The 23,319-nt window shown below is 43.4% G+C and carries 19 protein-coding genes and 1 riboswitch; of the genes, 3 read left to right on the top strand and 16 right to left on the bottom strand.

Annotated elements, in window-relative coordinates; all coding sequences use genetic code 11:
* Positions 1-510 precede the first annotated feature (510 nt).
* The 5 genes from M8E35_RS04400 to M8E35_RS04380 form a co-directional block, all read right to left on the bottom strand.
* A complete protein-coding gene (locus M8E35_RS04400; protein WP_252467563.1) occupies positions 511-1,092 on the bottom strand; it encodes a DUF116 domain-containing protein in 582 nt (193 codons plus the stop codon).
* Between the two features lie 183 nt (positions 1,093-1,275).
* Positions 1,276-2,334 carry a 2,3-butanediol dehydrogenase gene (locus M8E35_RS04395; protein WP_252467562.1) on the bottom strand — a complete coding sequence of 353 codons (1,059 nt, stop codon included), beginning with the start codon at positions 2,332-2,334 and terminating at the stop codon, positions 1,276-1,278.
* 48 nt (positions 2,335-2,382) lie between these two features.
* The gene (locus tag M8E35_RS04390) at positions 2,383-3,528 is read right to left on the bottom strand and encodes a hypothetical protein (protein ID WP_252467561.1); all 1,146 of its coding nucleotides are present in this window, start codon (positions 3,526-3,528) and stop codon (positions 2,383-2,385) included.
* 380 nt (positions 3,529-3,908) lie between these two features.
* Positions 3,909-4,685, bottom strand: a complete 777-nt coding sequence (locus M8E35_RS04385) for an acetoin reductase (RefSeq protein ID WP_252467560.1) — start codon at positions 4,683-4,685, stop codon at positions 3,909-3,911.
* A gap of 215 nt (positions 4,686-4,900) precedes the next feature.
* Positions 4,901-6,874: a sigma-54-dependent Fis family transcriptional regulator gene (locus M8E35_RS04380; protein ID WP_252467559.1), complete on the bottom strand. Its 1,974-nt coding sequence runs from the start codon at positions 6,872-6,874 to the stop codon at positions 4,901-4,903.
* 121 nt (positions 6,875-6,995) lie between these two features.
* On the opposite strand from M8E35_RS04380, the gene M8E35_RS04375 reads away from it, so the two are divergent.
* Positions 6,996-8,042, top strand: a complete 1,047-nt coding sequence (locus M8E35_RS04375) for a lipoate--protein ligase family protein (RefSeq protein ID WP_252467558.1) — start codon at positions 6,996-6,998, stop codon at positions 8,040-8,042.
* A gap of 36 nt (positions 8,043-8,078) precedes the next feature.
* Here the strand turns inward: M8E35_RS04375 and M8E35_RS04370 are convergent, their stop codons facing one another.
* Both M8E35_RS04370 and M8E35_RS04365 read right to left on the bottom strand, forming a co-directional pair.
* Complete coding sequence (locus tag M8E35_RS04370) at positions 8,079-9,188, bottom strand: geranylgeranyl reductase family protein (RefSeq protein ID WP_252467557.1); 1,110 nt, start codon at positions 9,186-9,188, stop codon at positions 8,079-8,081.
* Positions 9,164-10,219, bottom strand: a complete 1,056-nt coding sequence (locus M8E35_RS04365) for a lipoyl protein ligase domain-containing protein (protein WP_252467556.1) — start codon at positions 10,217-10,219, stop codon at positions 9,164-9,166. The genes M8E35_RS04370 and M8E35_RS04365 overlap by 25 nt, the downstream gene beginning before the upstream one ends.
* A gap of 528 nt (positions 10,220-10,747) precedes the next feature.
* On the opposite strand from M8E35_RS04365, the gene M8E35_RS04360 reads away from it, so the two are divergent.
* Both M8E35_RS04360 and thiC read left to right on the top strand, forming a co-directional pair.
* On the top strand, positions 10,748-11,056 hold the full coding sequence (locus M8E35_RS04360) for a DUF6506 family protein (protein ID WP_252467555.1): 309 nt from the start codon (positions 10,748-10,750) through the stop codon (positions 11,054-11,056).
* Between the two features lie 210 nt (positions 11,057-11,266).
* Positions 11,267-11,367, top strand: a riboswitch (TPP riboswitch).
* Between the two features lie 254 nt (positions 11,368-11,621).
* Entirely contained in the window at positions 11,622-12,899 is a 1,278-nt protein-coding gene (gene thiC, locus M8E35_RS04355; RefSeq protein ID WP_252467553.1) for a phosphomethylpyrimidine synthase ThiC, read from the top strand.
* A 52-nt stretch (positions 12,900-12,951) separates the two neighbouring features.
* On the opposite strand, the gene fdhF is transcribed toward thiC, so the two are convergent.
* The 9 genes from fdhF to M8E35_RS04310 all read right to left on the bottom strand — a co-directional run bounded on the left by fdhF (position 12,952) and on the right by M8E35_RS04310 (position 23,116).
* A complete protein-coding gene (gene fdhF / locus M8E35_RS04350; protein WP_252467552.1) occupies positions 12,952-15,630 on the bottom strand; it encodes a formate dehydrogenase subunit alpha in 2,679 nt (892 codons plus the stop codon).
* Between the two features lie 54 nt (positions 15,631-15,684).
* Entirely contained in the window at positions 15,685-17,481 is a 1,797-nt protein-coding gene (gene nuoF / locus M8E35_RS04345; RefSeq protein WP_252467551.1) for an NADH-quinone oxidoreductase subunit NuoF, read from the bottom strand.
* Positions 17,482-17,493: 12 nt separating this feature from the next.
* Positions 17,494-17,976 carry an NADH-quinone oxidoreductase subunit NuoE gene (gene nuoE, locus M8E35_RS04340; RefSeq protein WP_073029805.1) on the bottom strand — a complete coding sequence of 161 codons (483 nt, stop codon included), beginning with the start codon at positions 17,974-17,976 and terminating at the stop codon, positions 17,494-17,496.
* A gap of 11 nt (positions 17,977-17,987) precedes the next feature.
* Positions 17,988-18,587 (bottom strand): 5-formyltetrahydrofolate cyclo-ligase, encoded by a 600-nt coding sequence (locus M8E35_RS04335; RefSeq protein WP_252467550.1) that lies wholly within the window; start codon positions 18,585-18,587, stop codon positions 17,988-17,990.
* Between the two features lie 502 nt (positions 18,588-19,089).
* Positions 19,090-20,118, bottom strand: a complete 1,029-nt coding sequence (gene tsaD / locus M8E35_RS04330) for a tRNA (adenosine(37)-N6)-threonylcarbamoyltransferase complex transferase subunit TsaD (RefSeq protein WP_252467549.1) — start codon at positions 20,116-20,118, stop codon at positions 19,090-19,092.
* The gene (gene rimI / locus M8E35_RS04325; RefSeq protein ID WP_252467548.1) at positions 20,115-20,582 is read right to left on the bottom strand and encodes a ribosomal protein S18-alanine N-acetyltransferase; all 468 of its coding nucleotides are present in this window, start codon (positions 20,580-20,582) and stop codon (positions 20,115-20,117) included. The genes tsaD and rimI overlap by 4 nt, the downstream gene beginning before the upstream one ends.
* The gene (gene tsaB, locus M8E35_RS04320) at positions 20,575-21,300 is read right to left on the bottom strand and encodes a tRNA (adenosine(37)-N6)-threonylcarbamoyltransferase complex dimerization subunit type 1 TsaB (protein WP_252467547.1); all 726 of its coding nucleotides are present in this window, start codon (positions 21,298-21,300) and stop codon (positions 20,575-20,577) included. The genes rimI and tsaB overlap by 8 nt, the downstream gene beginning before the upstream one ends.
* Before the next feature lie 13 nt (positions 21,301-21,313).
* Positions 21,314-21,787: a tRNA (adenosine(37)-N6)-threonylcarbamoyltransferase complex ATPase subunit type 1 TsaE gene (tsaE, locus tag M8E35_RS04315; RefSeq protein ID WP_252467546.1), complete on the bottom strand. Its 474-nt coding sequence runs from the start codon at positions 21,785-21,787 to the stop codon at positions 21,314-21,316.
* Between the two features lie 159 nt (positions 21,788-21,946).
* Positions 21,947-23,116, bottom strand: a complete 1,170-nt coding sequence (locus tag M8E35_RS04310; RefSeq protein ID WP_252467545.1) for an amidohydrolase — start codon at positions 23,114-23,116, stop codon at positions 21,947-21,949.
* Between the last annotated feature and the right edge of the window lie 203 nt (positions 23,117-23,319).

Genomic DNA, 23,319 nt, shown 5'->3' with positions numbered 1-23,319 from the left:
AATAACCAATTAAGGATAAAAGACGAAAAATTAACTTATACGCCTATTTCATTCAGATATTGCAAAATCTCCACAATATCATTAAATATGCAAAATGTATGCCAAACTTAAAAATTTTCAGAAATTAGCATTAATAACTGACAGCTCCTTGCTAGCAAGGGTTAGCTAATATTGTTTAGAACTATTAATTCTCTCTATGCAACAGAAGTTGCTACGAACGACCGGTTCTAATAACGAACACTGTTCGGTTTTCGAACAATTTGTCAGTTTATTGCGAAATTTAAGTTAGCTTAACACGAAAAAACTTAGCTATAATATTGCCGAAATACCCTGCAACACGAGTTGTATTTACTTCATTGAAGGTGTTTTAAAATTCAAGCTGAACAAAAATTTTTACTTTCTGACTAGTATAAAAAAAGTTGCTTAGGAAACAAAGTCAATTCGTTTCCTAAGCAACTTTTCATTTATGCCCCTTACTTAAAACTATAAATTTTTTATCGTTTATCCCAATTATTTTCTACCAACTTCATCTGAAACTATTACTTTATCTAACACTTTGCGAAGGAGATCAAGTTTTAATCGAGTCTGGTTTTGAAAAGTCCCCTGATGGGCTTCCCTATTTTTGCCCAGATGATAACAGGTCGAATTATCAATGTCAATGAGTACACCTTGTAAGCCAATACGTTCAAAATCGTGCCGGTGTTTAGTTAAAAAGGTCTGACAACACGTTCCAATAAAAGCACTGCACCCTTGTTCCTTCAAACTCTGTAAAACCTGCTCAAGCATTTCATAGTTCTGTATCGTAACCGGCTCCATCCCAAACTCCTCTGCTAATTGATAAGCTTCCCCCATATCGCAACGTCCACAACGTTCACACCCTTCCGTATATCGAAACTTACAAGTTGGACTTTTTGCGCAGTAAGGAAGCAACAAAGGCAATGCGTTAAAATTTTTAGTTACCCTAATGTCTCTGGGATTTACACTCTTCCCTACAAAGAATATCGAATTCATTTCTTCTGGATGGGCTTCTACTTCAATTAGCCAGTTCTTTCCTAATGTTTCAATGTCTAATTTACCCTTCAGTTTCATCATATATTACCTACCCAATTCCTTGCAGTTTTCCGGAACCTTGAATGAACAACGTTGGACGAAAATAAGGTCATCTTCCTTGACGGATTCAACAGCATATTCATATAGCCTTGTTTAAATCGGATTTTAAAACGCCTAGGTCGAAAGTAAAATACTCCTAGGCGTTTTTTTAACGAGTTAAAAACTTTAGAACGGCGAAACCAAAATTTTAATATTTTCTTCTTTATGGTTTACCAGCTCATCAAATCCCTTTTCAATAATATCCTCGAGTTTAATTTTTCCTGTAATCATGGGTTCTCCCTGGATCCGGCCATCATTCATTAATGCAATCGCCGTACTGAACTCTCCATTATAGGCCAAAGATCCTATAATCTCTTTTTCATTAGCCGTAATCTCGAAAAAGTTAAACGTACTCTCACGTTCAAAGATACCTACCATGACAACTTTACCCATTTTTCGCACCAATTGTATGGCCAGTGGTGCCGTCTTCTCATTCCCAATACATTCGAAAGAAATATCCGCTCCTAATCCGTCGGTAAGCTCCTTGATTTTGGCAACAACGTCTACTTCTCTCGGGTCGAAGACTGCCGTTGCCCCCATATTTAAAGCATATTCTTTTCTAGCCTTAGCCATTTCAATCACATAAACTTTACTGGCTCCAGCAGCCTTAGCAGCTTGTAATGTCGCGAGCCCGATTGTCCCCCCGCCTAGGACAACGACTATATCTCCTTCGATGACAGGTGCCTTTCGGACGGCATGAATCCCAACTGCTATTGGCTCGATGACAGCCGCTACTTCGTAGGACATATCATCCGGAATTTTATACAACGTATAGGCTGGTACATTGACATATTCTGCAAAGGCGCCATCTGTCATCAACCCAGTAAACGCTAATTTTTCGCACATACTGTAATTCATGCGTTTACAATGATAACATTCCCAACACACTTGGCAAGCATCAGGGGCAACCCGATCTCCAACCTGAACGTTTTTTACTCCTGGTCCGATTTCTACCACTTCTCCGGAGAATTCATGTCCAAGAATAATGGGTGCTTTACTGCCTGTGAGCGCATCGGGCACTGAAACGGGAATAAAAATTGGCCCAGCTAAGTATTCATGGAGATCGGAACCACAAATTCCACACCATTTAACCTTTACTTTTACCCACCCTTCACCCGGTGTAGGTGGCTCCGGTACATCCACAACGCGAACATCTTTTCTTCCATACCAGACTGCTGCTTTCATAGATCATCTCTCCTTAAAAATATATAGTTACTTTGGGAATTCCAAACCTTATTTGTTCTTTTTGATTAAGCCATAAGAACCAAAATATACGGCATAAGTCAACATGACTAAAATCATTAAATCGATCCACGTTAAAGGATCTCCACCGAATCCTTTGCTGATCTCAGCTTCATGCAGTACCGAAATCGCAAACCACCGGGTATAAACCCAAAACGTTATCAGCCCGAGACCGTAAGTAATTACTACTCTTACAACCTTTTTTGAGACTGTATTTAAAGGTTGATTGTCAAAGACTGTCGCCCAGGTTAAGACCCAAAACAAGATACACACCCCTAATTGAGCTGGCCACATTGTAATCGCAACTCCCAGAGATTTCTGTGCCTCAACGGGGATCAGAAAATTTCTAAGCAAAGCCAAAAACAAGAAATATATTCCTGTCCCGATGACAAAGTTGCCAAAGAGTGATCCCAGAGCCGTTTTGGCTCTGGAACCCAATCGGCTCCACGGCCAGTTATCTAAGGCATTAGCTGTCGTAAGCCAAGAGACAATAACTGAATAGAACCAACCGACCGCTGTGACCAAGGGAAGAATTACTTTTCCACTCTGGGACCAACTAGCTACGCTCGGATAAATTAATACCAGATAACCCAAAAACGCCAAGAAAAACCCTACAAAGAACTCTATAATCCCTACCCAGGGTTGCTTTAGCCCTAAATCCACCCATGGCCAATGCCCCATATTTGTTGGTAAGATACCGAAAAAGTAAAAACCCACTAGGACAATCATGCCGGTTGCGGTCCAACCTGCTCCGCTTGGATTAAAAGCCGGTTCAAAACTTCCGATGCCGAAAACGAGTATTCCCACTGTTAGAAAAGCTAAAACTGCGCCGGTAAAAAATGTAACTAATCCTGCTAAGGGTTGCTTTAGCCGATGAAAGAGCCATAGCTCACCATTAAATGCCAGGAATACGACCTCTAAAATGAACCAGAACATGACAGCACCAAAGGGCTGTGGGTAGAGTTTCCATATGCCTTGCTTTGGATCCGCAAACACATTCCAAACCACTAGACTAACTACCAGAATTATTGTTAAGTGTGCCATTGCATACGTGATCGGATTAACGGATAAACCGAATTGTTTTTTAGCGCTAATAATCTTACCGCCCTTCCCCGCCGTATTGGTTGGAACATCCAAACTCATACACCTCCCAATTAAATCGCCTTTCTTTCCAAAAATTCTCCATTTACAATTGTTCTAAAACAAAATCTCCAATGGTTTACTTCTCTCGAAATACCTCCTTATTATTAATTTGGCCAGCCAATTTTCAATATATTGCAAATTTTGTGCCAAGAATTGACTGTTTACGCCACTAGCATAGACTAGCTTGTTTCTCATCATTGCCATGAAAACAGAAAGTACCTAAAAGACGAACGCAGTTCGCTTTCCAGGCACTTCTGTTTCCTTCTGTCCTAATCTTAAATCTATCCATTTTAAGTGTGCTCAAAAACCTGAACTATCCAAAACTTAACCTCTTATCCTGAGAAATTAACATAGTAGCTAACCAAACCTATATGTTAACTCATTATAATGCCGCCACAAATATTAATGGATTGACCAGTCATATAGTTAGCATCATCCGACGCCAAATAGGAAACCAAGCAAGCGACATCCTCCGGCGTCTCTACCCGGCCAAGAGTTATGAGCTCTGTGTATTTTTTCAACGTTTCCCCTTTAGGCAAATCTAGATAAATACCCATCTTCTCATCGATAAGATCCCACATATCGGTACCGACGATCCCCGGGCAATAGGCATTGACATTAATTCCGAAAGGCCCTAGCTCTTTGGCTAAAGCCTGTGTAAATCCTACTACCGCAAATTTGGTAGCGCTGTAGGAAGACAGTAAGCTAAACCCAGAATGCCCGGCTATGCTGGCACAATTAATTATTTTTCCACTCTTTTGTTTAATCATCTGTTTGGCAGCAGCCTGATCGCATAAAAATATTCCTTTAGCATTTACGGAGAAAATCCGATCCCAGTCCTCTTCTGTGATCTCGATAGCCTGTTTAACTTGAGCAATGCCTGCGTTAGCTACCATTATGTCCAGTTTACCGAATTCCGCTACTGCCTGTTCTACCATTGCGTAAACCGCCGTCCCGTTGCTGACATCGGCTACGATGGCTATTGCTTTTCTCCCCAATGCTTCAATTTCTTTTACTACCTTGTTCACCGTCTCACTATTGATATCGTTAACCACCACGTCAGCCCCGTCTTGCGCTAATCGTAAAGCAATTCCTCTCCCTATACCCCTTCCGGCCCCGGTAATAATGGCCACTTTACCCTTCAGCTTCATGTTCATTTCCTCCTTTTTTGATATTCTCTCTATCCAAAATATTGCAAATATTATACCAGTTACTTCTCTACCCTATATTTGCTTATAGACTCTCTGAAAAACTCGCACTTGAGCGACTTAGTTCATTTTTTTAGAACGCTAAAAAGTGCTCGAAAAGCGATCAGTGTTCGCTTTCCAGGCACTTCTTTCACGTCAATCGTAATGTCAATTCCAGTCTATGCTCTAACCCCCAACTTTCTCAACTTATCATATAACGTATTGCGTCCAATTCCTAAAGCTTTTGCCGTTTTGGTAATATTGCCATTAAACCGGGTTAATGTTGACTCAACAGTAATCCGCTCTATTTCTGTTAATGAGATGACCTCCCCCATTTCTTGCAAATAGTTCGGCTGCCGATGTATGCTGCGGGGTAAATCCGTAACGCTGAGATATTCCCCCTCAGCCACATTCATGGCATATTCCACCGCATTTTGTAATTCTCTTACATTCCCAGGCCAGGAATAATTACGAATGGCCTCGAAAAACTCCTGCTCAGCTCCATCGATCTCTTTACCCAAGTTTTCCGAGAAAATGTTTATTAAATGAATGGTTAAGAGTTCAATATCTTTCCCTCTCTCCCTTAAGGGTGGGATTTGTATGCTTAATACATTTAAGCGGTAATACAAATCTTCTCGGAAACGCCCTTCTTCGACGGCCCTCTTTAGATCCTTATTGGTCGCTGCAATAATTCGCACGTTAACAGGAATTACCTTTTCTCCACCAACCCTCGTTACTTTCCGCTCCTGCAAAACCCGCAAAAGGTTTACCTGCAATTCCATGGGCATATCACCGATTTCATCCAGAAAGATGGTCCCCTCATTGGCCAGTTCAAACTTTCCTGGATTTCCCCCTCGCTTTGCTCCAGTAAAGGCCCCTTCATTATATCCAAAGAGTTCACTCTGAATAAGTTCTCGTGGCAGGGCTGCACAATTTACTGCAACAAAAGGACCTTCCGTGCGACTGCTGTGATTGTGAATCGCTTGGGCAAACAATTCCTTCCCCGTACCGCTTTCTCCAGTCAAAAGAACATTGGATTTGGAATTTGCAGCGACTGAAATTAATTTCAAGGCGTTTTTCATCACTCCAGATTCCCCGATAATATCCTTGCAATAAAAACGAGCAGTAGCTCCTACCATCATGTTTACCAAACGGCGAACCTTATTAATTTCCCGTAAGGTAAACACCACACCGGCAATTGAGCCATCCTTCTTAGAAAATGGACGGGCTGAACAAGTACAATGAATTCGGTCCCGTCCTTGATCTTGCACAATTTCCACATCCGTTTTCCAGAGAAGTTGCTTAGCCATTTCACTGAACTTCTCGTTAGGGCCGAGGATCGATTTTAGAAGTTGGCCTGTCTCTATTTTTTTGCTCAAGCCGAGTATTTTTTGAGCAACAGGATTGATATGAATAATCCGACCTTCCTTGTCCACGGCCAGCAAGCCTTCAGTCACACTCTCCGTTGCAGCACTCAATAATTCATATGCTCTGTTCTTTTCCTCCTGAATTTCTTCCTTCCGCAATTGATTTTCTATGGCTTCTACCGCCGCCACAACCATCCCATATGTATGTAAATACACATATTCGGCAGGGCCGGAGATATCAAAACATCCGATAATTTCCCCGAGAGAGTTGTGAATCGGGGCTCCAGAACACGTCCAGTAATGATGTGATTGGCAAAAGTGTTCGGACCCAGAAATTTGAATGGCTTTATTCATGGCCAATGCTGTCCCGATCGCGTTGGTCCCCACAGCCTGTTCCGACCAGTTTGTACCCTTTATAAATCGAATTGTACTTGCAGCTTTATCCAGAATCCCTGAATCTCCGCAAGTGTGCAAAATCCTCCCTTCCTTGTCTGTAATCACAACCATGAATCCCGAACCTTGAACACTTTGGTAGACGGTATGCATGAAGGGTTTGGCTACCTCTACTAATTGAGAGTTAAAAAGGATAAGTTGTTGTAATTCCTTTTGATCCAATCTATCTTTACCTATGCCATCATAAGCATTTACGCCAAGTTTCCGACAGCGCTGCCAAGATTCTAGGATCTCTGGACGTGTAAGCACTGCATCAGCGATACCCCTCTCGACAAAATTTTTCCACGCCCAAAGCGGATCTTTTACATATTTCACGGATTGGGTGTACATCATAAGCACCTCCATAACTTAAACGTTTAATCACGAAATTATTTTTGCACTCATTTTTGGCATAGGATTTGCATCGAAATAATTATATATAAGTTTAGTTCTTTAAAGTTAGGAGTTTCTGGTTATGGAATTTTACAATCTTGGCTTGGTTCCTTGGTTTGAATCACAGGTTATATATCACGCACTTGCCCACCTAAACCGGGAGGCGTTAATACTCTGTAGCCCTGCAACACCTTATGTCTGTGCAGGTTTCCATCAGGATATACCCAGTGAAGTCGATTTAAAAGCTTGTAAAGAATTAGGGATCCCCCTATTTCGTCGCGAAGTTGGAGGCGGATTAGTATTTTTAGATGCCCGGCAGGTTTTCTTCCAAATTGTTCTTCACCGAAAAAATCCAGATGTCCCTATCAACCGAGAGCGGTTTTACAGGAAGCTCCTCGAACCGGTAATACAAACGCTTAGAGATTTCAACTTAGCGGCGGAGTTACGTTCGCCTTGCGACTTAATTATTAACTCCAAAAAGATTTCTGGCAACGGTGCAGGTCAAATCGGAGAGTGTTATGTCTTAGTCGGAAACATTCTACTGGATTTCAATTATGAGGTTATGTCTTCTCTTATCCGTGTCCCATCAGAGGGTTTCCGCCAGGAGTATTTACATCAAATGCAAGAAAACCTCACGACATTGCAGTCGGAAATGGGGAGAGCCGTAAGTAAAGAGGAAGTTATCGAAAGGCTCAAAACTAACTTCACAGGCGCCTTCTCACTTACTTCAACCCAACTAGATAATCAGGTTCTTGAACAAATCCGCAAACTCACCCCTATGTTTAAATCCAATAAATGGCTTATGGAAGCCGGGCGTCGCCTCCTCTATCGGGAGATTAAAGTAGCAGAAAACTGTTATATCAGAGAATACCAAGTCTCTCTTGATGGCACTGACCTGACCTGCCGTTTAGTACTCGCTGGCCAACGAATTACCAAAATAACCTTGATCGATTCCAATCGCTTAATCCCTCCCCTACTTTTGCGCCAGTTGGAATACTCCCTCCTCGAAAAAAAGATGGATTTTAATACATTAAATGAGGCTTGTATGGAAGCACATGCCTTAAACCCCTTTAATGCAAAAAATCTAGCCCTTGCCCTTAGCGGAAAAAAGGTTGCTACAACTGTGTAATCATCCCTCCCGTATGACAGTGAAACTACCAATTGGCTAAGATTCAAAGTACTCTGGGAACGCAAACCAAGTTTTTCGTACTAAGACGGAAAACTCCATCTTTCCCCAATTGCTATTATATTCAACTTTCCTTTCAAAACCCCTTTTTACAAATTCCCCAAATCTTGTGAAACACTGCAGAGGATACTGTTTTAACACGTTAACGTCACCCGTTCGAATACTATCAACAGCTAAAGAACCCGCGATTTTACCTGCCACTATTGCCGGAAAAATCCCCTCTCCACTAATAGCATGAGTATGTCCTGCCGCATCCCCAACTAGCATTAGGTTTTTCTGTTGCATCATCCGGGGTCCTCCGATAGGAATCGCTCCACCAGTCGTTCGTATCACTTCTTCACTAATCACCCCTTCTTTAATTAAATATTGTTGAAATTCCGCTAAAGCGGTTGCTACTTTTCCACCTAAACTCAAATCAATGCTAACCCCGACATTTGCCAGATCATTTTTAGGAAAGAGCCAAGCATATCCGCCGGGAATGGATGGACTAAAGTAAATTTGAGCCCATTGCGACTTTTTCCTTAATTTGACCGTGATTTGCTTAGCATAGGCCAAAACCTGAGGCGGGCAGTGTATTGCCTGGGCTACCACGGATTTAGGTCCTTCCGAACCTATAACAACCCCTGCCTTAACCATGGATAATTTTCCCTGCTGATTGATTAAAACACCCTGATCCGTAACCGCTACTGCCTTTGCTTTAGTAAATAACTTAACCCCAGCTCTAACCGCTCTCTCAGCTAAATAAAGATCAAAGACATCCCGGTTAAGTATGTAACCAGGTGCCCGTGTTTGAGCCACTTGTTCTCGATGAATATAGGTAATAAAGCCTTCCACTCTTTGAGCTATACACTCCGCTGGAACAGGTACTTCTGCAGCTAAACTTAACGGTACATACTCTGCACATTGAACTGGTAAACCTATTTGCTCTTTTTTGTCCAACATCAATACCGTAACCCCACCAGCAGCCGCTGCAACGGCTGCGGAGCTACCCGCTGGGCCAGCTCCGATTACTACAACATCAGATTTCGCTAAAATAGGAAGCTCATCAATTCCAAACTCAGCGTTCATCTTAAGGCTCTGCGCACACATGACTCCACATCCTGAGCACTCACACCAGGAATTTGATCTGGGTAAGCCTTGAAAAATGACCTGATTATCTCCTCAATTTTGTCCCCTTCCAGGGGACAATCTTTTAAACGGGCCTCAAGCTCAAAGATAACCGACGGATTATGTGTAAAGAAATCCCCGCTTATTAATATGCTTTTCAAAACTCGTGCCTCTAACTCCGTCTTGGCAACCACCCGGATTAATCCGCCTGGTGTTTTAAGGCAAGCTTCCTTTATTTTTCCCGCCTCGGTTGGTAAACGGACTTTATAAATCCATTCAGGAGAACGAAAATACATTCTCTTATCTCGAAATAATGTCTCTTCCCACGCATTAAGTTCGCCTTTAATTAATTGAATATCCATAACAGATGCAAATGCCGCACAAATTGCTGCTTTAAGCTTTGACATATCCGGAACCTGACCAAGCTCTCTTTTAAGCCACGTTACCCGGTCCTCTACCGAGATAATATTTTTATCACTTATCTTTTCCATTGGAATTCTTAGTGCCTTGACCATGCTCTCAACGTCAAAATCAACGAGTAAAGAACATTGGAAAACAAAGGCATTACCTAATTCGGCCCCCCCTGTACCGCAAATCTTACGATTACCCACTTGAATATCGTTACGGGGCCGGAAGGTTGCCTTTACTCCAAGATCGGCCAAAGCCTTGACCATAACGTCACACAGCAGCTTATAAACCTCATCGAGATTTCTTCCCGCCAGCCAATCTTTACCCGCATAAATTTCCCATCCTAGTTCGGATGGTCCCCAAAAAATTGCTCCCCCTCCTGTGATACGACGGTTGATTTCAATACCTTCTCTCCGACAATAATCTTCATTAATCTCTAACTCTACCGCTTGATGTAAACCCAATAGAGCACAACGGGGAGAAAATTGGAGAAAACGCAATGTATTCGGGCATTTTCCTGCGCTTCGTGAAGCAAGCAGGACCTCGTCTAAAGCCATGTGGTCAGCCGAATTTAATGGATTATTGTCAAGTAGTCGCCAATTCATCACCACTAAAGCCTCCTTTAATTAATTTAAATGTTTGTTGATCATATCCACTGTTCGGGTTTCGAACAGTGGACGAAAATCGAACAGTGGATAGTGCCTCCTTTTATTAACGCATGTTAGAAATTAAGCCAATTTTAGCCTTCGGTCTTTTTTTATTTTTCATCCTTATATCTATTATGCAAGTCATATGCCAAGCCCAGTGAACTCGTTCAACTAAGGTTGAAGAGTACGGGTACCGGGGGATGTAACGAAACTTGTTTTCCAGTTTATTACATCCCCGCTCTATTTGTAATCCCCTTATATATTAGAGGACTGTTCACCACTTCAAAGGTGTACAGTCCTCTATTTTGGGATAACGCACCACCAGCTTGAAAAAATCTCAAGTTTCGTTACGGCCCCCTCACGATTGGATGAAATTTCTTGGCATATGACTTGCATATAGATTATTGTCATCACAGGTATGCTGCTTGTTCTACTGTTCTACTCTGTGAATCCCAACAAAATAATGTATGGAGAGGATGTGATTTAGTGTCATTAAAAGCCGCCTTTATTTTCCTTGCACCCCAATCCGACCCTTTACTACATCAGGCGGATATTCAAACCCCACAGGTTACCCTACTCATTCGGGGAGTCCAAAATTATCAGGAAGCTGTTAGTCTTGCACAACAACTGGTTACTGAAGGAGTTCAGGCGTTGGAATTATGCGGAGGATTTGGCAACATCGGAACGGCACAAATTGTTGAAGCTGTAGAACAGAAAATTCCAGTTGGTACAGTACGATTTGATAGCCATCCTGGTTTGAGCGGAAAAAGCGGGGATGATCTATTCTTAACTTAAGCACACAACCAAGGGCTGTAAGAATAAATTATCAAACGTTTATTGTCATGTTAGAAATCCTTACATCATAGCGAATCAGATTCCCCAAGAGAAAACCCAAATATTTCAATATACTGTGTTTTAATATTTACACCTATACCCTTTTAGTTATATAATGGGTACAGGTGTAATACTACCAAGGCAAGTAATGCCCGCTCACAACTAAATACGTCTTTTTGCTAGGGGTGCCCTTCGGGGCTGAGATGAGGAAACTCGATCCCTTTGAACCTGATCTGGTTAATACCAGCGGAGGGAAGCTAATCGTTATGCTTATAGAAGTATAAATGAGAACTGCTTACCGCAGTTCTCATTTTTTTATGTTCTATACCCTCCCTAGTGCCATGTTAGTAAGACGGGAATCCTTGGCAAAACATATTAAGACAGACGACAGGAGGACAGTCCGTTGCAGATTATTGTAAAACTGTGAAGCTTAGGAGATTACCCCCGCATGTACCGTATTCCAGTTCCTCGAAGACATATCCTTAAAACATAAACATAAGAAAAGTTTGAGAAAGAGTGTGATTAGATGAGTACACAAATGGAACAAGCTAAAAATGGAGTAATCACTACGGAAATGCGCACTGTCGCAGATAAAGAGGGGCTTTCTGCTGAAGAAATTAGGCTCCGGATGGCGGCGGGCAGCATTGTCATCCCCGCTAACCATAATCACACATCTTTGAGTCCGGAGGGCGTTGGTCTTGGGCTAAAGACGAAAATTAATGTTAATTTAGGTATCTCTCCGGAGTGTGCCAACCTTGACAGTGAGCTGACAAAGGTTCGCATGGCTTTGGATATGAAAGCGGAAGCGATAATGGACCTCAGCAACTACGGTAAAACTATCGAATTTCGCCACCGGCTCATCGAAATGTCTTCAGCTATGATCGGCTCCGTTCCTATGTATGATGCATTGGGTTATTTAGATAAGAAATTGGAAGACATCACACCCCAGGAATTTCTAGCCGTGGTGGAACAGCACGCTCGAGACGGTGTTGATTTTGTTACCATCCACGCTGGCATCAATAAGGAGACTGCCCAACATTTTCGTCAGACCTCTCGAGTTACCAACATTGTTTCCCGGGGAGGGTCTTTATTATATGCCTGGATGGAATTGACCGGGCAGGAAAACCCTTTTTATGAGTACTTTGATGATCTTCTGGATATCTGTACAAAATATGATGTAACAATAAGTTTGGGAGATGCTTGCCGACCCGGAAGCATCGCCGACGCCACAGACGGAGCTCAAATTTCCGAATTAATTGTAATGGGTGAATTGACTCAAAGGGCCTGGAAACGCAATGTTCAAGTCATGATCGAAGGACCTGGCCATGTTCCCTTGCACGAGGTTGTGACTAACGTTCAGTTGGCGAAAAAACTTTGCCACGGAGCACCCTTCTATATTTTAGGGCCATTGGTCACCGACATTGCTCCTGGTTACGATCACATCACCAGTGCCATCGGTGGAGCTTTAGCCGCCTCAGCAGGAGCAGATTTCCTCTGCTATGTGACGCCGGCTGAACACCTTCGTTTACCTACTCTGGACGACGTGCGCGAAGGGATCGTTGCAGTCAAGCTCGCAGCTCATGCAGGGGATATCGCCAAAGGGATACCCGGAGCCGCTGAATGGGACAGGAAGATGAGTCAAGCCAGACAAGATTTAAATTGGGAAGCAATGTTTGGTCTAGCCCTGGATCGCGAAAAACCCGAACGCTATCGTAAAGAGTCCTCCCCCGAGCATCAGGATAGCTGCACTATGTGTGGGGAAATGTGTTCAATGCGTCTCATGAACCAAATTATGGACAAATAGATAAACTAGCGTTAAAAAAAGGCCTTCCTGGTTGGAAGGCCTTTTTTACTAATTAAACTTTAGAAATCTTTACACCACACACTTTATACTCGTACGTTTTGGTGACTTTGTCATAGGCTCCATTGGTCAAGACGTTAGTCGGTGAATCAAAATAGTGAAGGGTCATAAAGACCATACCCACGGGCACCCGTTCCGTAATCATAATTTTAGTATTGAGCTCGCCACGACGGGAAGCCACTTTGACTTGTTCACCGTCTTCTAGTCCAAGTTGTTTGGCATCAGAAGGGTTAATCTCAGCCAACTCTTCCGGAGAATGGATCTCCAGAGATGGAGAGTGTTGTGTGAAAACATTGTAATGGGAAAGTTTTCGTCCGGTACTGAGTAAGAATGGATACTCCTCATCCGGTAATTCAGCAGGCAACTGATTCTCAATCGCCACGAACTGTCCTTTGCCTCGGGTGAATTTCCCCTCATGTAAGAACTTCGTCCCGGGATGTTCAGCATGCGGCACCGGCCATTGCAGACCTTGTGTTCCCAAGCGCTCATGGGTGATCCCAGCAAATTGAGGGGTAAGCTTCGCAATCTCTTGCATAACTTCTTCCGAGGATTGATATTCGAAGGGATAACCCATACGAGTTGCTAATTCACAAATGATCTCCCCATCTGTCTTTGAATTGCCGATTGGTTTAATTGCTTGATTAACCATTTGCACTCGCCGCTCAGTGTTCGAGAATGTGCCTGTCTTCTCAGCATAACTAGCTCCAGGTAAAACAACATCTGCCAACTTAGCTGTTTCGGACAAGAAGATTTCTTGGACTACAAGGAAATCAAGGGCCTGCAGACCTTTGCGCACATGGTTCGCATCAGCATCGGTAATGACTGGATCTTCTCCTAAGACATACAACGCCCGTAAATCTTTACTAACCGCTGCTTCAAACATGTCTGGAATCATAAAGCCCGGATTAGGGTCTAAGGGAACTCCCCAAGCGGCTTCGAATTTCGCCTGTACTTCTGGATTTGCGACCTTTTGGTAGCCGGGATAAACGTCAGGCAGTGCACCCATGTCGCAGGCACCCTGAACATTGTTTTGTCCACGCATTGGGTTAACTCCCGAACTTTCTTTACCGATATTACCGGTTAACATCGCCAGGTTCGCCAAGCTCATGACGTTATCCGTACCACAGGTGTGCTCAGTAATTCCTAAAGTATAGAATATTTGAGCTCGTTCTGCAGTAGCATAGATTTTAGCGGCCTCTACGAGATTCTCCTCTGGAACTCCCGTTACTTTACTTACTACTTCGGGTGTATATTTTTGCACGGCTTCACGTACTTTTTCAAAGCCTTCTGTTCGTTCTTCAATGAACTCTCGATCTTCCCATCCGTTAGCAAGAATAATGTTCATAATCCCGTTGATCAGAGCAATATCAGTGCCCGGACGAAGTCTTAACCAAACATCTGAATGGTCAGCAAGATCGATGCGCCGAGGATCTGCCACAATTAATTTTGCACCCTTAGCCAGTGCTTGCTTCATTTTCGTTCCAATGACTGGATGAGCCTCAGTTGCGTTTGAACCAATTACAAACATTACTTTGGTGTTTGGAATTTCATTAATGGAGTTGGTCATCGCTCCGGATCCAAATGAGGTGGCCAGACCGGCCACAGTGGGAGCGTGTCAAGTCCTGGCGCAGTGATCGATATTGTTCGTACCGATTACCGCGCGCATGAATTTTTGCATAAGATAATTTTCCTCGTTAGTGCAATGGGCAGAACTTAAAGCAGCAATAGAGTTAGGACCATAGGTCTTCTTGATCTCGCCTAACTTCGTGGCGATTAAATCTAAGGCCTCATCCCATTCTGCTGGAACTAGTACTCCATCTTTCCTGATCAGAGGAGTTGTGACACGATTATCACTGTAAATCATGTCCATTCCAAAGCGACCTTTGACACAAAGAGCTTTGCCATTAACAGGGGCATCCGGATTGGAGGTCACCCCAATCACTTTTCCATCTTTAACATTCAGGTCAAAGTTACATCCAACGCCACAGAATGGGCATGTAGTTTGGACTTTCGATACTTCCCAAGGACGTCCTTTACCGACCATTTGCTTCTCTACCAAGGCCCCTACCGGACAGACCGAGACACATGAACCGCAGAAATCACAGTCGGACTCATTATAGGGTAAATTGAAGGCCGGACCCACTTGGGTATCAAATCCACGATGCGAGAAATCGAGAATGCTTTTTCCCTGAATTTCAGAACACGCTTTGATACATTTTCCACACAGGATACATTTATTCTGATCCCTTAAAATGAAAGGGTTTCCACTGTCGATCGGAAGATTGCGTTTCTCCCCTTGATAAACTTCACCGGTTACACCATAGTCATAAGCATACTCTGCTAAAGAACAATCCCCCATCTTCTGGCAAGTCATGCAGTCTAAGGGATGATTGGCTACTAACAGTTCCAAGATTACTTTGCGTGCATTGCGGACTTTAGGATTTTGAGTCTCTACTTTCATGCCCTGGGTTGCTTGTGTTACGCAAGAAGGTGGCAGATTGCGCATTCCTTCGATTTGAACGACACACAAACGGCAGGCACCAGCAGAGGTGAGCTCCGGTGCATGACACAAGGTAGGAATTGGAATATTATTCATGCGACAGGCATCAAGTACGGTCGTTCCCTTAGGAACGCTGACTTCACGTCCATCAATTGTTAATGTAAGCCACTCCAAAGTGTTTCACTCCTCTCAGTTTGTCCATCCATATGGGTAGTTTCATTGACCTAACTAGGCACGAGTAACCGCACCAAACTTACATTTCTCTATACAGGTTCCGCATTTAATGCATTTTTCTTCATCTATAACATACGGAGTATTGGTCTTCTTATCCCCTGAAATACAATTCGTCGGACAGTTCTTAGCACAGAGACTGCACATTTTGCATTTCTCCACATCAATGGAATAACTCAGCAAAGCTGTACAGTTATGCGCAGGACACTTATGGTCATGAATATGAGCCTCATACTCATGCCTAAAGTATTTAAGCGTTGCAAGAATAGGACTTGGTGCAAATTGCCCTAGGCCACAAAGGGAGGTTTCTTTAATTGTTATCGCCAGATTTTCTAAGGTATCGAGATCTTCCTCTTTTCCTTCTCCCTTAGTAATTCTATCTAGGATCTCGTACATCCGCGTGGTTCCTTCTCGACAAGGGGTACATTTTCCACAGGATTCTTTCTTGGAAAAGTTTAAGAAATAACGGGCAATATCCACCATACAAGTGGTCTCATCCATAATAACAAGTCCACCAGAGCCAACCATTGCCCCAGCTTGTGTTAAAGTATCATAATCAACAGCAAGATCGAGCATGTCCTCAGGCAAACAACCACCAGAGGGCCCTCCAATTTGTACAGCTTTAAATTTCTTGCCGCCCTGAATGCCATCTCCGATATCAAAGATGATCTCTCTAAGTGTTGTGCCCATAGGGACTTCTACTAAACCTGTATTGTTGACTTTACCGGTTAAAGCAAAAATCTTCGTGCCTTTACTTTTTTCCGTCCCAAATTGGCCATACCATTCTGCTCCATTGCGCAAAATATGCGGTATATTGGACCAAGTTTCTACGTTATTGATATTGGTTGGTTTTCCCCATAGTCCACTAACGGCAGGAAAGGGTGGGCGTACTCTTGGCATTCCACGTTTCCCTTCGATAGATGCCATTAAAGCGGTTTCCTCGCCGCACACAAAGGCCCCAGCACCTTCAAATATCTTCAGATGAAAATCAAAGCCTGAGCCTAGAATATTATTTCCTAGGTAACCTGCTTCCTCTGCTTGCTTGATCGCAATTCCCAAGTGCTTAATAGCTAGAGGATATTCTGCACGACAGTAGACGTATCCTTCGTCTGCCCCAATGGCATAAGCTCCGATGAGCATTCCCTCAATGACAGAATGCGGATCTCCCTCCAACACACTGCGATCCATGAATGCCCCTGGATCTCCTTCGTCAGCGTTACATATAATATACTTTTTGTCACTAGGTGTTTGACGGCAGAAACCCCACTTTAACCCCGTTGGGAAGCCAGCGCCGCCGCGCCCGCGAAGTCCCGATTTCTTAACTTCTTCCATGACCTCTTCTGGTGACATCCCTTTAAGGGCCTTTACAATTCCTTTATATCCATCTCGTGCCGTGTATTCCTCAATCTTCTTAGGATCAATGACCCCACAATTATGAAGAACAATTCGATGTTGCTTTGCAAAAAACCTTATATCTTCCATTGAACTAACTGGTTTTTGGGTTGCTTGATCGACAAGAAGAAGTCGTTCAACACGTTCTCCTTTGATAAGCTCTTTCTCAATAATTTCCGCAACATCTTCCTCTGTAACCCGTGTATATAAGATCTGCTGCGGTTCTATAACCAGCGTCGGTCCTTTTTCACAAAACCCTTGACATCCTGTCCCAACGACGCTTACAGTCTTTTCAAGTCCTTGCCGTTTGATCTCATCATTTAAAACATCAATGATCGGAAGTGCTCCCGAAGAGGCACATCCCGTCCCTGCACAAACTAAAATCCGTTGGTTCTCAGCCATCCCTTTATCCTCCTACTCGTATTTGGCCAATATCCCGGCGATTTTGTCCGGTGATAATCGTCCATGAACCTCATTATTGATAGATATCACCGGTGCCAGACCACACGCCCCAATACACGCTACAACTTCCAAGGTAAAGCGACCATCTTCGGTCGTAGCTCCATCTGTAATCTTTAATTCCTTCTCGATCGCTTCAACGACTTTGGCGCCACCGCGAACATGGCAGGCTGTTCCCAAACAGATATTGATTAAATTCCGTCCCACTGGTGTTAGACGGAACTGAGCGTAAAACGTAACCACGCCATAAATTCTTGCTACTGGAATACGAGTTGCTTTACTAATGTGTTTAATTACATGGGCTGGTAAATACCCATACACTTCTTGGGCTCCTTGTAAAATCGGGATAAGAGGTCCATTGCTATGTTTATGCTTGTCAATAATTTCATCCAATTTTATTTGCTTAGGATCTACTAACTCCTCACACGCAGTGCTCAAAAAAATCCCCCCTATTGAATTCCTATCGTTTCAAAATCGTAGACCGTTTTCTCCGTGATTAATTTAGTCATTTTGGCATCGTGTTCATCAACTGGTACTTGTCCAATAATTTGGCATTCGAAAGCAATCGCAACTCTAGGCGTTGAGGGTTTTAGCCGCATAAAAAAGCGATCATAGAAGCCTCCCCCATACCCTAAACGATTTCCTTGCAGATCAAAACCTGCCCCAGGCACAACAATTAAATCAATCTCTAAAGGATTTACCTCATCTTTCGTCAGTTTGGGTTCACGGATTCCCCAAGCTCCTGGCTCAAGATCTAATGCCAGATTGCTGACTTCAAGTGGAAGAAGTATGCCTTTAGGTGCACAACGAGGTAATATCAGCTTTTTGTTACACGCTATTGTCGCCTCCGCCAAGTCCGTCGTTTCCACTTCATCGCGAAAGTTAAGAAATAACATCACTGTATGAGCCTTTTGGAAGTCCGGTAAATCCCGAAGTTTTTGCTGAATAATTAAACTTTTGGTCCTTCTCTCTTTCCCGCTCAAAACAGCTCGCTGAGTCAAACACGATTTGCGTACTTCGGCCTTCAAGTTCATTTTTTCCTCATTCATCGTAGAGCTTCCCTTTCGGTAAAATCTCGTGCCTTTAAATTAGTTCGATTAATATTATCGAAATCCTCCCACTTTAATGAAAAATTTTGATAATATTCTCAATACGCAAACATATCGTCTCCCATATTCATATTATTTACATAAATGAAACAGCATTTCAACCCACAAAGTTATCCACTTATGGAATTTGACTATTTCGGCTTGTCCATAGGTTATCCACATTATCCACAGGACCTGTGGATAATGCTATCCCAAACTATCATTTTTTGGGTAAAGCTCTAAAACCGCTATTATGACTTATCTACAGACTTATCCACATTGTCCACAGGCCCACCTTATCCACAGAACATATGATTCATTACCTGCTCCTCGACCCAGCCTAAGACGCAACGTGACATAAGCGCGACGTCTTTACGTAAGAAAAATAGCAAACTATCGTTCAAACTCCTGATGTAGGAGCTTGAACGATAGTTTGTTTGCGTCGTGAAGATCGCGCATTGTCTCACACAAGTCCCAGCCCCGGAACCGCGTTAAGGGTCCAAGGGGCAAAATCCCCTTTCAAATAATGATAATACCCTGCTGTTGCAATCATGGCCCCATTGTCCGTACAGAAAATGGGTGAAGGATAAACCAAACAAACACCTTTCTCAGCCAACTTCTGGTCCAGAGTTTCACGCAACAACCTATTGGCCGCAACTCCCCCTGCTAAAAGCAACGTCTTGACTCTAGTTTCCTTGATAGCCAGCAAAGCCTTTCGAACCAGAACATCCACCACTGCTTGCTGGAAAGAAGCTGCAATATCCGGAACACTGAGCGTCTCTCCCCGCATGTGGGCAGAATTTAAGGTATTTAAAACAGCAGATTTCATACCGCTGAAACTGAAATCCAAACTGCCTGGCTCTAACATTGCGCGAGGGAAATTAAATGCTTCCGCATTCCCCTCTTGAGCGATTCTTTGAATCTGAGGACCTCCAGGATAGCCCAATCCTAAGGTTCTAGCCACTTTATCCAGCGCTTCTCCAGCCGCATCATCCCGCGTATGCCCTAAAACCTTATATTGCCCGTGGGCTTCAAATAAAATGAGATGAGTATGTCCTCCTGATACTAACAATGCTAGAAGCGGAAATTTTAAATCCTGATGCTCTAAAAAGTTTGCATAGATGTGCGCTTCCAGGTGATTAATACCAATCAGCGGAACTCCAGCCGCATATGCCATTGCTTTAGCTCCTGAAACCCCGACCAATAGGGATCCGACCAGCCCTGGGCCATAAGTTACCGCAATCGCCGATAAATCTCTAAAAGTCAGCTTTGCTTCATCCAAAGCTTGTTGCACAACTGGCTGAAAATGCAAGCTATGTTCACGCGAGGCAATTTCCGGCACAACCCCTCCATACTTCTGATGTGTTGTTATTTGCGAAGATATGACATGACTTCGCAAATCCCTTCCGTTCAACAAAACGGCCGCTGAAGTCTCATCACAGCTCGTTTCTATCCCCAAAATTACAACATTGCTCTTTTGACTCTCCGTCATATCTTATTCACTTCCATTCCTAAATCAGCCCACATTATCAGCGCATCTTCTCCAGTATCGGCGTAATAACCTTTGCGAATTCCCGCTGTGGCAAAACCTAATCGACTATATAAAGACTGTGCAGGGCTATTCGATTCCCGAACTTCAAGTGTCATCCGTTCCATACCTTCCTGCATCATTTTCTCCATAACGGAACGCATTAGAAATTCTCCCCAATGTTTTCCTCGATAGGTTGGAGCAATAGCCACGTTTGTAATATGACCCTCATCCAAAATAAACCATAATCCCATGTAACCAATTACCTTATCATCCAACTCCAAGCAAACATAACGTGCATACTCATTATCTTTTAGTTCTGCTTTAAAGGCCTGCAAGGACCAGGGCGTAGAAAAAGAGGCAATCTCAATCTCCATAATTGCCTCGAGATCATCCATAAGCATGGGACGTATAATACCGTTACTCATGTCCCTCGCTCCTCCGCGCTTCCTCTTTCTTCGCCCAATTAACCTCCGCCTCAGAAAAGCGGATGTAATAAGGCTCAACCTGTTCTCCTTCGCCCGTTTCTTGCCATCGTTGCCATACTGCACTTACAGCATAAGCACCACGAGGTAAACTTATGTACTCCGGTAAAATCACCGCTCGCTCGCCCAGTACTTCCTCTATACGCCCCTTAGCTTTCTCCGCTGCATCTCCAACGAAACAAATGGAACGGTCTAATCCCTTTAGATATTCCAACCATTTATCTATAGGCATGGCCTGTGGCGGAGTTAAACAATCCGCCTTTTCTGCTCCTCGCGTCCAGTTATAACGCGCAGTATACCATTCATTCTTGCGTGCATCCAAAATGGGAACAACATCTTCCATTCTTCCCTTACCAGCCCAAGCCAAGGCATCCAAAGACACTACGGAAATCAGCGGGAGCTTCAGAACCTGTGCCAATCCCTGTGCTGTAGCGATTCCAATCCGAATACCGGTGAACGAACCGGGCCCACGCACTACGCCGATCATATCTAATTCCTGAAGTGTCCAGTCTGCAGCTGTGAGCAGTTGATCCAGCATAGGAATAATACGCTCTGAATGCGTCTTTGTAGTATTTAAAAAACCCTCGCCAACTAGTCTTCTATCTTCACCTAAAGCCACAGCCGTAACTTTTGTGGTTGTATCTATCGTTAAGTATTTCATCTGCATCCTCCTATTATTTGAAGAGAAACTCTAAACGTTGCTCCCAACTGGAGTCTTTAGCATGAAAGATAATCTCACGGGGCATTTCTCCACTTCCATGAATCTCAACATTTAAACAGTCATCCGGCAAATAATCCTCTGCAATTTCTGGCCATTCAATTAAACAAATCGCATCTTCCACGAACGCATCTTCAATCCCAATGACTTCTGCCTCTTCCGGGTGTCGCAATCGATAAAGATCCATGTGAATTAAACGGATCTTAGTACCTTTTATAAGACACTCATATTCATGTATCAAAGTGAAGGTCGGGCTGGTCATAGGGCCGACGACACCTAACCCCTTGCCAATTCCTTGGGCAAAGGCCGTTTTCCCGGCACCTAAATCCCCCGTCAGCGCAACCACATCTCCACCAAGCAAACACTCACTTAGTTGTTTCCCCAACTCGTGGGTTTGCTCAACCGTTAAACTCGTAACTCTATATTCCATTTTCTATTCCTCCTGATACAATAACACTATTTATTGTATCCAAAGACATTCGTCCCCCAAACTCCTAAAATAAACGGAGCTATGGCCGCATCTTAAAACCAAGCGAACTGCTTTCCACAGAATAAATCCGTTCCAAAAAAACTACACGACCTTATCAGTTTAAGCTTCAGGTTTTACAATCTTCCCGTCTACGATCACGTAGAGCGGGCTAGCCGTGATTATAAACGGATGTTCTGACCAAATAACAATATCTGCATCTTTTCCAACCTCAAGAGACCCAATGCGGTCGGAAACACCTAAGATTTCTGCCGAATTGATGGTAATGGCTCGTAATGCATCCTCTATATCCATCCCTGCCTTACACGCTAAGGCCGCACAGAGGGGAAGTTGTTCAATTGGTGTGACAGAATGATCGGTCATAATCGCAACCTTTACTCCCGCTTCGGCTAAAATGCCAGGAGTTTTGAAAGATTTATCCTTAAGCTCAACTTTTGCACGGTTGGTCAGCAAAGGCCCTACCACAGCCGGATACCCCAGTTCAGCAAGCTCCTCCGCAATTTTGTGCCCTTCGGTGCAATGTTCAATAACTAAGTCCACGTCAAATTCACGGGCAATACGAATTGCAGTCATAATATCATCTGCACGATGAGCATGAGCCCGAAGAGGAATTTCACGATTAATCACCCTTACAAGTCCTTCTAAACCCAAATCTCGCTCCGGAAGTTTATCCGGATCTGATTTACCTTGGTCTAATTTATCCTTATACGTCTGAGCATCCACTAAGGACTGACGAAGTAATGCTGCAGTTCCCATCCGAGTCATGGGCATTTTCTTCTGTTCACCGTAAACCATTTTGGGATTTTCTCCAAAGGCTATTTTCATACCGGCAGGATCACGAATAATCATTTTATCCACGATCTTCCCAGCTGTCTTCATGACTACCCCTGTTCCTCCGATCACATTGGCACTCCCAGGCACAGTAAATACTGCCGTCACTCCACCTAAACGTGCATCGCGAAAACCTTCATCTTCTGGGTTAATTCCATCAATCGCCCGCATGTCCGGAGTCACCGGATCGGTCATTTCATTAAAATCTTCCCCTTCCCAACGGAAGATTTCTTCGCCAATTCCCACATGACAATGTGCATCAATCATCCCTGGCAACACTAGGCAGCCTTTGGCATCGATCACTGTTGCATCTTCAGGAACATCCATATCCGCAGTTTCTCCGAGTGCAGCTATTTTCGCTCCCTCGATTAGGATATACCCCATAAACTCCCGCCCGGCCATAGTTTTAATCAGACCGTTTTTGATTAAAAGCCTCTTCATTTTATTGTCACCTTTCCACTTGCAAGTGTTCAGTAAAACGTCTTTTTAACCATCTCACCTCTTAGTAGACCTTCATCCCTCTTTTGGACTTACAGGGTGAAATTCTACACTTGCCTAGATAATACTAAAACTAAAACGTTTATTTGATCATTATAACAGACTCAAGTCCATATCACACACGGGATTGTGAGCAACATTTTTGC

This window comes from Desulfosporosinus nitroreducens, assembly GCF_023897015.1.
GTDB lineage: Bacteria > Bacillota > Desulfitobacteriia > Desulfitobacteriales > Desulfitobacteriaceae > Desulfosporosinus > Desulfosporosinus nitroreducens.
This window is presented reverse-complemented; position numbering and strand designations above follow the sequence as displayed.